Source organism: Streptomyces sp. NPDC057950, assembly GCF_042887295.1.
Lineage (GTDB): Bacteria > Actinomycetota > Actinomycetes > Streptomycetales > Streptomycetaceae > Streptomyces > Streptomyces kaempferi.
The window spans coordinates 276,301-289,201 of the sequence record NZ_JBHVPP010000012.1 but is presented as its reverse complement, the minus strand read 5'-3'; the positions used below and the strand labels follow the sequence as shown (position 1 = coordinate 289,201).

Annotated in this window: 7 protein-coding genes; 1 reads left to right on the top strand and 6 read right to left on the bottom strand. The window is 71.3% G+C overall.

The window, feature by feature from the left end; translation table 11 throughout:
- Window positions 1-65 precede the first annotated feature (65 nt).
- The 4 genes from ACFVTC_RS21705 to ACFVTC_RS21690 all read right to left on the bottom strand — a co-directional run bounded on the left by ACFVTC_RS21705 (window position 66) and on the right by ACFVTC_RS21690 (window position 7,047).
- A complete protein-coding gene (locus tag ACFVTC_RS21705; RefSeq protein WP_390129336.1) occupies window positions 66-1,682 on the bottom strand; it encodes a purple acid phosphatase family protein in 1,617 nt (538 codons plus the stop codon).
- A 1,045-nt stretch (window positions 1,683-2,727) separates the two neighbouring features.
- Window positions 2,728-3,219, bottom strand: coding sequence for a universal stress protein (locus ACFVTC_RS21700; RefSeq protein WP_390129334.1), 492 nt, complete (start codon window positions 3,217-3,219; stop codon window positions 2,728-2,730).
- Window positions 3,220-3,235: 16 nt separating this feature from the next.
- Window positions 3,236-4,492, bottom strand: coding sequence for an arsenic transporter (locus ACFVTC_RS21695; protein ID WP_390129353.1), 1,257 nt, complete (start codon window positions 4,490-4,492; stop codon window positions 3,236-3,238).
- A gap of 170 nt (window positions 4,493-4,662) precedes the next feature.
- A complete protein-coding gene (locus tag ACFVTC_RS21690) occupies window positions 4,663-7,047 on the bottom strand; it encodes a SpoIIE family protein phosphatase (RefSeq protein WP_390129332.1) in 2,385 nt (794 codons plus the stop codon).
- A gap of 250 nt (window positions 7,048-7,297) precedes the next feature.
- Here ACFVTC_RS21690 and ACFVTC_RS21685 point away from each other — a divergent pair, with 250 nt between their 5' ends.
- Window positions 7,298-10,396 carry a glycoside hydrolase family 2 TIM barrel-domain containing protein gene (locus ACFVTC_RS21685; RefSeq protein ID WP_390129329.1) on the top strand — a complete coding sequence of 1,033 codons (3,099 nt, stop codon included), beginning with the start codon at window positions 7,298-7,300 and terminating at the stop codon, window positions 10,394-10,396.
- On the opposite strand, the gene ACFVTC_RS21680 is transcribed toward ACFVTC_RS21685, so the two are convergent.
- Together ACFVTC_RS21680 and sigJ are read right to left on the bottom strand one after the other, a co-directional pair.
- A complete protein-coding gene (locus ACFVTC_RS21680; protein WP_390129326.1) occupies window positions 10,307-11,854 on the bottom strand; it encodes a cytochrome bc complex cytochrome b subunit in 1,548 nt (515 codons plus the stop codon). The two genes, ACFVTC_RS21685 and ACFVTC_RS21680, sit on opposite strands and share 90 nt — an antisense overlap.
- A complete protein-coding gene (gene sigJ, locus ACFVTC_RS21675; protein WP_390129324.1) occupies window positions 11,851-12,786 on the bottom strand; it encodes an RNA polymerase sigma factor SigJ in 936 nt (311 codons plus the stop codon). The genes ACFVTC_RS21680 and sigJ overlap by 4 nt, the downstream gene beginning before the upstream one ends.
- Window positions 12,787-12,901 lie beyond the last annotated feature (115 nt).

The window sequence follows — 12,901 nt, the reverse complement described above, 5'->3', positions numbered from 1 at the left end:
CGCCTGGGCCCGGGACGATGTCCCGGGCCCAGGCGTCGCCGGCCACCGCTGCCGGTCGCGCCGGGTCAGTGCCGGCCGTGGCCGCCGTCACTGCGACGGCGTTGGAGCGTGAACTTCTCGAAGACCGACAGCTCACCCGTGGGCGTGATGATGTTGTAGTAGGTGACGTGGATGCGGGTCATGTCACCGGGGTGACGGCCCGGGTCGACGGCGAACTCGGCGAAGCCGTACGGATGCTCCGCGTCACGGACGCCGATCCAGACCGCCGTCTCCTTCTCCTTGACCGAGTTGAACTTCCCGACGTGCTGCGTCTGGACGTATGCGGAGTGATGCCCGTGACCGTCGGCGTCGTCGGTGGTGAAGCTGTTGTTGGTGATGCCGGACACGCCGCCACCGCCGAGGACCATGTGGGTGGTGCCGTGCTCGCTCTCGATCACGTCGAGTGCGGTCTGACTCGGGTTGGGTGTGAGGGTGACGCTGCCGGGGACGACGCCGCGCACCGCCAACGAGCGCTCGTAGTCGTGCTCGTGGCCACAGACCACCAGGTCGACGCCGTACTTGTCGAACAGCGGACCGTACGCCGCGCGCAGCGCGAGATCGGCGCCGTTCGCGGCGGTCGCCGAGCTGATCATCACCTGGTGCATGCAGATGACGATCCAGTCGATGTCCTTCGAAGCCCGTGCCGACTTGAGCTCCTTCTCCAGCCAGGCGAGCTGCCGACCACCGGAGTAGCCGTTGATGTAGATGTCGCCGCCCTCCTGCAGGGCGATGTCGTCGTTCTGCAGGGAGATCACCTTCACCGCGCCGACCGTGAAGGAGTACCAGAGGTTGTCGAGTTCGGGCTGGGTCTCGGTCGAGGGCAGCTCGAAGTAGGTCTGGTACGCGTCGAGACCGAGCTTGCCGTTGCCCAGCTCGATCTCGTGGTTGCCCGCGGCCGGCATCCACGGACGGAATCGCGCCGAGCGGCTGTTGTTGGCGAGGAAGTCGCGCCAGACGCGGATGCGGTCGGGCCCGGTGTTGGCGTAGCAGAGGTCACCGTTGAGGAGGTGGAACAGCGGGCCGACCTTCTCGATGCCGGTGACGATGTCGGCGGCGGCGGGCGTGGCGTTGGGCTCGAAGTCCCGGCCCGAGGCGTCGGCCGGGTTCGCTCCGGTCTTCCACGTCACGCTGGGCGCACCCTGGTCGCCGAAGCTGGTGAAGGTGAACGGGGCTCGGCCGGACGGCGCCGTGTGGAAGGTGCCGGCGTCAGGGGTGGCGCCGTCGTGCTGGGCCGCGTACAGGTAGTCGGTGTCGGCCTTGAGCTTGCCTATCAGCGCGTGATGGACCCAGACGGACCGCCCGGAGGTGCCGTCCACGTAGGTCTTCGTCGTCGCGTGCGCTGTGGAGCCGAAGCCGCCACTCAGCGTGCCGTAAACGACCCGAGGGTTCTTGACGGCCGCGTCGGTGACCCACGAGACGACCATCTGGCTGCGTGGGTCGGCGCCGAAGGTCAGGTGCAGGCCCTGGACGGGGGTGGTGGCCGAGCCGGTGGCGAGACCGGTGACCTCCGACTGCGCCGGGACCGCCTCGGCGGTTCCGGCGCCCAGGACCAGCGGCCCGGCGGCGGCGCCGGACACCGTCGCGCCGAACAGGCCGAGGGCGTTGCGACGAGAGATTCTGGTTTGCTTGGGTTCTTCGGACATTCCAGGGGCCTTTCGCGTCATCGGGTGCAGTCGCACACCGACCGGACAGCAGCGCTCCGAACCTGAAGGGGGCTGCGGCAGGTCAGCGGTGCGCGCACTCATGGACGCTAGGAAGCACGGTCGACCGGAGCGGTGGGACAGGTATGAACGCCAGATGGCGGTCACCGCAACGGACGGCAATTCCCGGCGGCCTGGCACTGTCTTGGCCAATTCGGTGGAAGAGTTGGGTTGTTCGAGCGCGCTCCCGTCAATGGTGATGGAGGCGACACCGCGAGGCCCGCGCCGCGGCCTCATCAAGTGAGACGACGTCTACGGCGTCCGGAGGAACGGGTGCGTGCCGCCGCCCGCCGCATCGTCGTATCCCAAGGCGACGCCAGAAGCCCGAATATCAGTCCGGACGACCGGCAGTGCGACGAGCACCTCCTCGCGGCGCCGAAGGAGAGCGGTGGCCGGTCCAGGACCAACGGAGACGAACGCGTCCGGCTGTACGCGCACAAGAGCGACAGCGACGGGAAATGGGCCGGCGCGGGCGGCCTGGTGGTGCTGGGACCCGGCGTACCGCATCGCCATGGCGTCGAACCGGGCGCCGGCCACTGGGCGTTCTGGTGGACCCACTGCCGGATCAGGCCCTCCTGGGACCGGTGGCCGGGCCGTACGCCGTCGCGGACGGGGTGTGCGTCGTGCGGCCCTCCCGGGGCCTCGAACGTATCGGGTCGGCGTTCCGGCTGACGCCCGCCGACGCCCGCTGACGCCCGCCGACGCCCGCTGACGCCCGCCGACGCCCGTTGACGCCCGCCGACGCCCGCCGGACGGGAGACGGCGGGCCGAGGCCTGGTGGAGGTCACCGGGCTTCCGGTGGAGCGGGTGGCCCGCGTCTCCGGATGCACCGGCCCCCCGCTTCCGCCTGGCCTTCCGGCAGCGGTACGGGACCTGGCCGGGGCCTTCCGCCGTGGTACGGCCATGGCCTGTCCTTCGGACCGGAGGCGGCGGAGCGTGGTGCTCGGTCGAGCGCCCGCGTCCCGCCGCCTGACCCGAACGACAGGCCCTAAGGGTGGTGCGGGGGAGGCGGGGGCAAGGTCGTGACGTCCGGCGCCGGCTCCGGCCAGACCAGCAGGACCGGACAGGGCGCGTGGTCGACGACGAACCGTCCGGCCGGGCCCAGACTGTGCGGGCCCAGTCGGGCCCGGTCGCCGTCACGGGCCAGCACGAGCAGATCGGCGCCGTCGGAGGCGGCGACCACCTCCCGTTCGGCGCGGCCGGCGCGCTCCAGACGGTCGCACGGGCGGCCCAGGCGCTCGGCCGCCGCGTCGAGCAGCCGTACGGCGGAGGAGGCGCCGAGATCCTCCAGCAGAACCTCCGGGTCGCGTTCCCGGTGCCCGCGGCCGAGCAGTCCGGCGAAGGCGCCGTGCGCCAGACCGGGCACCCCCGGCTCGCTGACGTGCAGCAGCACGACCTCCGACGCCCGCGGCGCGTGCTCGCGCACCGCGTCCACACATGCCGGCCAGGTCCCTTCGACGAGCCAGGCGATCACCCGCATGGGCAACGTCCTCCGTTCAGCCTCCGATGACGTGGAGCGAGGTCCACAGTGCCAGTACGGCGGGGACCAGCGCGGCCGGCACGGCGATCAGGCCGAGCCGGGTGAACTCCTTGAGGTCTACGCCGTGTTCGTGCTGGTGGACGATACGCCGCCACAGCAGGGTCGCCAGGGAACCGGCGTAGGTGAGGTTGGGGCCGATGTTGACACCGAGCAGGACGGCCAGCACCGCGCCGGAGCCGGACGTGGCGGCGAGCGGCAGCAGCACCAGGACCGCGGGCAGGTTGTTGATCAGATTGGCCAGCACGGCGGCGAGCGCCGCGATCCCGAGCAGCGCGGGCAGCCCGCTGCCGTCCGGCAGGATCCGGCCGAGGGCGTCGGAGAGTCCGTTGTCGACCACCGCGCGGACGACGACGCCCAGGGCGAGGACGAAGGCCAGGAAGGCCGGGGCGGTGGCCCGGACCACGGTGAGCACGGTGGCGCGCCCACGCACCATCGCCCGGACGGCGAGCACCAGCGCCCCGGCCGCCGCCGACCACGCCGGATCGATCCCGACCGCGGAGGCGACGACGAAACCGGCCAGCGTGCATCCCACCGTGACCAGCGCGAACAGCGGGAGCTCCGGCGGCTCCTCGAGGGTGGGCTGCGGAGCGGCGGCGGCCAGGTCGCGGGCGAAGAAGCGCCGGAAGACCACGTACTCCGCGCCGATCGCGACCAGCCACGGAAGGACCATCAGCGCGGCGAACCGGGTGAAGCTCAACCCGCTCGCGGTGAACGCCAGCAGGTTGGTGAGGTTGGAGACGGGGAGCAGCAGCGAGGCCGTGTTCGACAGGTGCGTGCAGGCGTACACGTGTGGTTTGGGGCGCGCGCCCATCCTGGCCGCGGTGGCGAAGACGACGGGCGTGAGCAGCACGATGGTGGCGTCGAGGCTGAGCACCGCGGTGATCGCGGAGGCGAGCGCGAAGACGGCGGTGAGCAGGCGCCGGGGCCGACCCGCGGCCCAGCGCGCCATCCAGGCGCCGCACGCGTGGAAGAGGCCCTCGTCGTCACAGAACCGGGCGAGCACCAGTACGGCCGCCAGGAAGCCGATCACCGGCCCGAGGTGTGCAGCCTCCTCGCGGGCGTGCTCCCAGGAGATCGCGCCGGTGGCCATCACCAGCAGCGCGGCCGGGACCGCGACGACCGCCTCGGGCCAGCCGAACGGCCGTACCACCGCGCAGACGAGCACGGCGGCGAGCAGCACGACGGAAAGTGTTTCGGCGAACGGGGTGTTCAGGGTTCGGTCCTCCAGGGCACGGTCGGGTGCCCGTCCATCACATCAGATGCCGCACCACCTGCCCCGACGGGACGCGGTCAGACCTCCGGGAACGCGTCGCACCTCCGGCGGCGGGTCGGACCTCCGGGGTTTTTCGGACCTCCGGCGCCCTTCAAGCCCTCCCGGGCTTCTCAGACCTCCGGGAGGAGGCTCAGCTCCGCCCAGATCGTCTTTCCGTCGGTCGTGTGCCTGCTGCCCCAGCGTCGGGTGAGCTGGGCGACCAGCAGCAGGCCGCGGCCGCCCTCGTCGAAGGTCCTGGCCCGGCGCAGATGCGGCGCGGTGTGGCTGCTGTCGGAGACCTCGCAGATCAACGTGTCCGCGTCGTGGATGAGCCGCAGCCTGATGGGTGACTCGCCGTACCGGATCGCGTTGGTGACCAGCTCGCTCACCACGAGTTCCACCGTGAACGTCGCCCGGCTGAGTTCCCAGCGGTCGAGCTGCTCCACGACCTGGCCGCGGATCGGCGCCACCAGGGCCGGGTCGGCGGGAATGTTCCAGGTCGCCACCTGCGAGGACGGCAGCCCGTGGGTCCGGGCGAGCAGCAGGGCCACGTCGTCCGGGGCGCCGCCGGCGGGCAGCAGGGCCTGGAGGATCGCGTGGCAGGCCCCGTCCAGCGAGTCGGCCGACCGCTCCAGCGCGTCGCACAGCAGGTCGCGGTTGATGTCGGCGTCGCGTTCGCGGGTGTCCACCAGGCCGTCGGTGTAGAGGGCGAGCACGGTGCCCTCGGGCAGGGCGAGTTCGACGGACTCGAAGGGCAGCCCGCCCAGCCCGAGCGGTGGTCCCGCGGGAAGGTCGATCTGCCGGGCAGGGCCGCCCGGCGGGAGCATGACGGGCGGTGGATGGCCGGCCCGCGCGAGCGTGCAGCGCCGTGTGACCGGGTCGTACACCGCGTAGAGGCAGGTCGCGCCGACTTCGCCCGTGGTGTCCTCCGAGCCGGCCTCCGCGGACAGCCGTACGACGAGGTCGTCCAGGTGGGTGAGCAGTTCGTCCGGGGCGAGGTCGATGTCGGCGAGTGTCCGGACGGCCGTGCGCAGCCGGCCCATGGTCGCGGACGCCTGGACGCCGTGGCCGACGACGTCTCCGACGACCACCGCCACCCGCATCCCGGACAGCGGGATCACGTCGAACCAGTCGCCGCCCACCCCGGCCCGTGCGGCGGGAAGATAACGGGAGGCGGCCTCCAGGGCGGCCGTGCGCGGCAGTGTCCGGGGCAGCAGGCTGCGTTGCAGGGAGAGCGCGGTCTCGCGCTCTCGGGAGTAGCGCCGGGCGTTGTCGATGCAGACAGCGGCCCTGGCCGTCACCTCCTCGGCGAGCAGCACGTCGTCGGCGGTGAAGGGGTCGGGGCGCCGGGAGCGGGTGAGGACGGCGACTCCGAGGGTCTGGCCCCGGGCCGTGATCGGTACGCACATGAGGGCGTGGAGTCCGTACTCCGCGGCGCGTTCGGCCCGCCGGGCGTCCCAGGAGAGCCACTCCGTCAGGGCGGCGGTGCCGTCGGACGCCATGATCGTCCGGCCGGCCGCCAGCGAGTCGGCCTGCGGTGAGGCGGCGGGGTAGACGTCCACCTGGCCGGGCTTGAGCACGGCCTCGGGGGAGCCGGGGCGCACCGACCGGTGGGCGGCGCGGCGCAGTGCGACCGGCGTGAGCGGCGGTCCGACCGGGGGTTCGCCCCCGTGCTCCGGCGGGTCCAGCAGGTCGACGCTGACGAAGTCGGCCAGCACGGGCACGCAGACGTCGGCGAGCTCCTGGGCCGTTCGGGTGACGTCGAGGGAGGTGCCGATGCGCAGGCCGGCCTCGTTGACCAGTTGTAGGCGTTCCCGGGCGAGGTAGTGCTCGCTGAAGTCGTGCGCGGCCAGACACACCCCCACGACCTTGCCGTCGGCGTCGGTCAGCGGGGCGATCCGGGCCAGCCAGGCGTGCGCGCGGTACTCGCCGCCCGCTCGCAGGTACGTCTCGACGTCGCGTCCGACTCCGGAGACGAGGACGTCGTGCAGCTGGGTCTCCAGGTGCTCGCTCTCCTGCTTGCCGCCGATCTCGGACATCCGCAGGCCCTGGATGCGGGCTTCGGGGAGGCCGATGAGGTCGGCCATGGCGTCGTTCACCGCGAACAGACGCAGCCGCTCGTCGTAGACCGCGACCGGGCACGGGGACTGCAGCGGCATCGCCTCGGTCAGCGGGTCTCCGGGCTCGCGCGGGCCCCGGGATTCCAGTGGTGTGACCACCAGCCAGCTCACCGGGCCGCCGTCCGGCGACTGTCGGCGGTGGGCCAGCAGCCACACGGGGAGGGCGTGGCCGTCGCGGTGGCGCAGGACGACGGTGCCGTTCCAGCGGCTGCCGGGCGGTTCGCCCGGCAGGTCCGCGCGGTCGGCGAGCAGGCCGGAGGCGGGGCGGCCCTCGACGTCCTGCGGAGCGTGGCCCAGCAGACGGCGGGCCCCCTCGCTCCACCGGATCAGGGTGCCGTCGGCGCCGATCACAGCCCGCGCCGTGGCGGCCTCGTCGAGGGGGTGGACCGGGGTCATCGTCGCCACTCCCTTACGGCCACTCGCGGTGAACACGCGTCACTGGGGTCTCAGCCTAGTGCGCGGGCGCGTCGCGCACCCCGCGCACGAGCCGCCCGGGAGCGCATCGGTGCGACGTATTCCGGCCGATGTGGCACCCGGGGCGGAAGTGGGTGCCCGCCCCTTGACGGCCGCGTGTGTCAGCCCGTCAGAATCTGTTTGTTCACGATCAGTTGTGATGAGTTGTGGGTCCTGATGAGGGAGAGCCGCGTTGACGGTCACTCGAAGGTCGTTATTGATCGCAGGAACCGCCGCACCCACGGCCGGAGCGTTCGTGGGTGCCGCCGACGCCCGGGCGGCCTCGTCCGGGCCCCCGATGGGCCGCAGCATCGTCGAACTCCGCGACGGCTGGCGCTTCGCCCTGGTCGATCCGGGCGGGATCACCGACCCGACCGGGGCGTACGAGGACGCGGCGCAGCCCGGTCACGACGACTCGGCCTGGCGCGAGGTGGCCGTCCCGCACGACTGGAGCATCGAGCAGACCCCCACCACGGAGCACGGCACCACCAGCGGCACCGGGTTCTTCCCGGGCGGCCTCGGCTGGTACCGCATCGCGTTCACCCTGCCGCCCGCCCTCGCCGGCAAGCGGATCTCGGTGGAGTTCGACGGCGTCTACATGGACTCGTACGTCTACTGCAACGGCACCGAGGCCGGTCACCACCCCTACGGATACACGGGGTTCGCCCTCGACCTCACCGGCCTGCTGCACACGGACGGCAGCACCACCAACGTCATCGCGGTCAAGGTCCACAACCAACTCCCCAGCAGCCGCTGGTACTCGGGCAGCGGCATCTACCGCGAGGCCCGTCTCGTGGTCACCGAACCGGTGCACGTCGAGCGCTGGGGCACCCACGTCACGACGCCTGACATCACCGTGCGGCGGGCGCTCGTCCGCGCCCGGACGAGCGTGGTCAACCAGACCGGCGCCACGGCCGAGGTCCAGGTGATCTCGACGATCGTCGACCCCGACGGCCGCACCGCGGCCCGCACGTCCACCACCGCGACGGTCGGCGACCGCGCCGACGAGACCCACGAACTCATCGTCGAGCGACCGAGGTTGTGGGACTTCGAGACCCCCGACCACCGCTACACCCTGGAGACCGAACTGCGCGCCGGCGGTACGACCGTCGACACCTTCCGCACGTCCTTCGGTATCCGCTCGTTCCGCTTCGACCCGGACGAGGGCTTCCACCTCAACGGCACCCACGCCAAGATCAAGGGCGTCGACCTCCATCACGACCAGGGCGCCCTCGGCGCCGCGATCAGCGTCGACGCCGTCCGCCGGCAGATGACCGTCATGAAGTCGATGGGCGTCAACGCCTTCCGCACCTCCCACAACCCGCCCTCGCCGCAGATGATCCAGGTCTGCGAGGAACTCGGCATCGTGATGATGGTGGAGGCCTTCGACTGCTGGCGGACCGGCAAGACGCGGTACGACTACGGCCGCTTCTTCGACGAGTGGTGCGAGAGGGACGCCACCGAGATGGTCCTCGCGGCCCGCAACTCGCCAGCCGTGGTCCTGTGGTCCATCGGCAACGAGATCCCCGACTCCACCTCCACCGCCGGACTGGCCATGGCCGACCGTGTCATCGGCGCCATCAGGGCCGCGGACGACACCCGCCCCCTGGTCATCGGCTCCGACAAGTACCGCCGCGTGCCCGCCAAGGGCTCCGCGGCCGACCTCATGCTCGCCAAACTCGACGGGCTCGGCCTCAACTACAACACCGCCCAGTCGGTCGACGCGCTGCACGCCGCCTACCCGCACCTCTTCCTCTTCGAGTCGGAGTCCTCCTCCGAGACCTCCACGCGCGGCACCTACCAGGAGCCGGAGCACCTCAACACCGGCGAGAACCACACTCCGGGCCGACGCGCGACCTCCTCGTACGACAACAACCTCGCCTCCTGGACGATGAGCGGCGAGTACGGCCACAAGAAGGACCGGGACCGGAAGTGGTTCGCGGGCCAGTTCCTCTGGTCGGGGATCGACTACATCGGCGAACCGACGCCCTACGACGTCTTCCCGGTCAAGGCGTCCTTCTTCGGCGCCGTCGACACCGCGGGCTTCCCCAAGGACATGTACCACCTGTTCCGGAGCCAGTGGGTGAGCGAGCCCATGGTCCATCTGGTGCCCATGACCTGGAACCACGAGGCCGGCGACACGGTCCAGGTGTGGGCGTACGCGAACGTCGACACCGTGGAGCTCTTCCTCAACGGAAAGTCCCTCGGCATACGGAGGTTCGACACGAAGCGGACCGTCGACGGCCGTACGTACCTGGAGACCACCGAGGCGACAGGCGACGACAAGACGTTCACCTCCGGCCCCTATCCGGGCAGCTACACCAGTCCGAACGGCAGCGCGGGCAGACTCCACCTCACCTGGAACGTGCCCTACGCTCCGGGGGAGTTGAAGGCGGTGGCCCGCCGCGGCGGCCGGACCGTCGCCACCGACGTGCTGCGCACCGCCGGCCCGCCGCACCGGGTGCGCCTCACCGCGGACCGCAAGTCGGCGCCGGCGGACGGCCGTTCACTGCTGTTCGTCACCGCCGAGGTGGTCGACACCCGGGGCGTGGTAGTGCCCGACGCCCAGCACCTGATCGCGTTCGAGGCCCACGGCGGTTCGCTCGCCGGTCTCGACAACGGCCAGGAGGAGAGCGCCGAGCGCTATCAGGCGAGCACCCGGACGGCTTTCCACGGCAAGGCCCTCGCGATCGTCCGCAGCGGCACGCACCCGGGAACACTGCGGGTGACGGCCCGCTCCGAGGGGCTGCGGAGCGCCACCCTCTCCGTGCCCGTCACCACGGCACGCACGAGGGCGACCACCCCGGCCGCACGCTTCGAACCCGACCTGGGACCGGGCGCCCCCGCCTACCCGTTCGCGGACGCCGGCTACTCGGGGCGCCCGGACTCCCTGCCCGCCGCCATGCTCGACGGTGACGCGGCCACCGGCTGGTCCAACTCCTTCTTCAAGTCGGCCACGGCCCTGCTGCCCGCCTTCAGCGGTGCCCGCCCCGCGGACTGGGTATCGGTCACCTGGGCGCGCCCGCGTGCCGTCGACCGCGTCGAGGTCTCCTTCACCGTCGACGCGACGCACGCCCTCCCCACCTCGGCCGAGGTCTCGGTGTGGGACGGTGAGCGCTACGTGCCGGTGAAGGGAACGGCCGTCGACTGGGCCACCGCGTCCGACGTCCCGACCGTGATCACCTTCGACCGGGTACGCGGATCACGGCTGCGGATCCTCCTGACCAGCGGTCACCCCGGAGCCGCCGACGGCGGGCTGCGCATCAGCCGGCTGGAGGTCCCGGTGGTCTGAGCGGTCGCGATGCTCGTGCTCGGTCAGCGTGTGGAGTTCGGCCGGTCCGAGCGGGCGGTGCGCCTCGACGTACTCGCCGTGCGGCAGGCGAGTGATCACGCCGGTCGCACGGCCGTGGGTCACCAACTCGCGGTCGCGCTGCCGCAGGCCCAGACAGAGGCGGCGCGTCACCGTGAAGACGAGGACCGGGACGACGAACAGGGAGATCCGCACGGCCCAGGTCACGCTGTTGATGGACAGATGCAGGCGGGTCGCCACGATGTCGTTGCCGCCGCCGGCGAGCAGGATCAGATACACACTGATCCACGCCGCCCCGATCGCCGTACGCACCGGCCGGTTGCGCGGACGGTCCAGGAGATGGTGCTCGCGGCGGTCCCCCGTGAACCGGGCCTCCACGAACGGGTACACGCCGATGGCGACCAGGAGCAGGGGGAAGACCACGACGGGGACGAGCACACCGAGCACCAGGGTGTGCCCCGCGACATCGATCTCCCAGCCCGGCATGACACGAACCAGACCCTCCGCGAAGCCCAGGTACCAGTCCGGCTGGGCACCCGTCGACACCTGATCCGCACGGTAAGGGCCGTACGCCCAGACCGGGTTGACGGTCGCGACGGCCGCGATCAGCGTGATGACGCCGGACACCAGGAAGAGGAAACCGCCCGCCTTCGCCAGGTACACCGGCAGGAACGGCGTTCCCACGACGTTGCGTTCGGTCTTTCCCGGCCCCCCGAACTGGGTGTGCTTGTGGTACACGACGAGGATCAGATGCGCGACGACGAGCGCCGCCATGATCCCCGGGATCAGCAGGACGTGCAGGGAGTAGAAACGGGACACGATGTCATGGCCGGGGAACTCCCCGCCGAACAGGAAGAACGACAGATACGTGCCGACCACCGGCACCGACAGCAGTACGCCGTCCACGAACCGCAGTCCCGTCCCGGACAGCAGGTCGTCCGGCAGCGAGTAGCCGAACAGGCCCTCGAACATGCCGAGGAGCAGCAGTGTCCAGCCGAACACCCAGTTCACCTCACGGGGTCTGCGGAACGAACCCGTGAAGAAGTGCCGCATCATGTGCGTCAGCATCGCCGCCAGGAAGATCAGCGCGGCCCAGTGGTGGATCTGCCGGATCAGCAGCCCGCCGCGCACGTCGAAACTGATGGCGAGCGTCGACGCGTACGCCTCCGACATGCGGATGCCGTTCAGCGGGACATAACCGCCGTGGTACGTCACCTCGTTCATGGACGGATGGAAGAACAGCGTCAGATACACCCCGGTGAGGACCAGCACCAGGAAGCTGTACAGGCAGATCTCGCCGAGCAGGAAGGACCAGTGGTCCGGGAAGACCTTGCGCAGATACCGCCTGCCGAGGGTGTGGAGGCCGAGACGGCCGTCGAACCAGTCGGCGAGTCGCTCACCGGAGGACGTCTTCCCCGACGCGGTCACGGTGTCCGTCATGCGTGCTCCTCCTCGGTCGCGTCGGTCTCCTCGGACCGTCGTACGCGCGCGAGCTTCTCGGGGTTGGTGACGATGTAGACGTCGGACACCTGCTCGCCGTCCGGGGTGAGGTCCATGACCATGACCGCGTACGGCGACTCGCCCGCGAAGAGCACCGCGGAGTCGTCGCCGTTGACCCGCCGGTAGCGGATGTCGAGGCCGGCACCGCGCCGGGCGGCGTAACCGGCGAAGAGCCGGGCCGCCTTGTCCCGGCCGCGCACCGGCCGCAGCCCCGCCGGCCCCTTGCCGCCGCCGTCCGTCCACACGGTCACGTCCGGCGCGAGGATCTCCATCAGCGCCGCGATGTCCCCGCCCAGCGCCGCCTCGACGAAACGCTCGGTCGCCTGGCGGCGGACACGGGGATGGGCCCGGTAGAGCGGGCGGCGGGCGTGCACGTGCTCCCGCGCCCGGTGCGCGAGCTGGCGCACCGCCGCCGGACTGCGCTCGATGACCTCCGCGATCTCGGTGTGCGCGTAGCCGAACACCTCGTTGAGGACGAAGACCGCCCGCTCCAGCGGGGTGAGCGACTCGAGGACCACCAGCATCGCCAGCGACACCGACTCGGTTCGCAAGGTGCGGTCGGTCGAGTCGTCGGGACCCGCTTCGTCGAGCAGCGGCTCCGGCAGCCAGGGCCCCACATACGTCTCACGGCGCCGGGTGATCGCGGCGCGGCGCGCGAGCGCGTGGTTCACGGCGATCCGTACGAGGTAGGCGCGCGGGTTGGTGATCGCGTCCAGCGGTGCCCGCCGGGCACGGCCCGTCCATGACAGCCAGGCCTCCTGGAGGACGTCCTCGGTGTCGGCGACGCTGCCGAGGATGTTGTAGACGATCGCGAAGAGCAGCTCGCGATGGTCGACGAACACCTGCGTGGCGCTCTCGGTCCTCTCGGACATGCCATTCCTCCCTGGGTGCGCTCACCACTGCGAGCCCTGGAGGGGGTCCGAATGTGACATCCGGAGACCAAAGAGTGACGTACGTCTCACGGCGTCACGCGGTCCCGGCGCCATG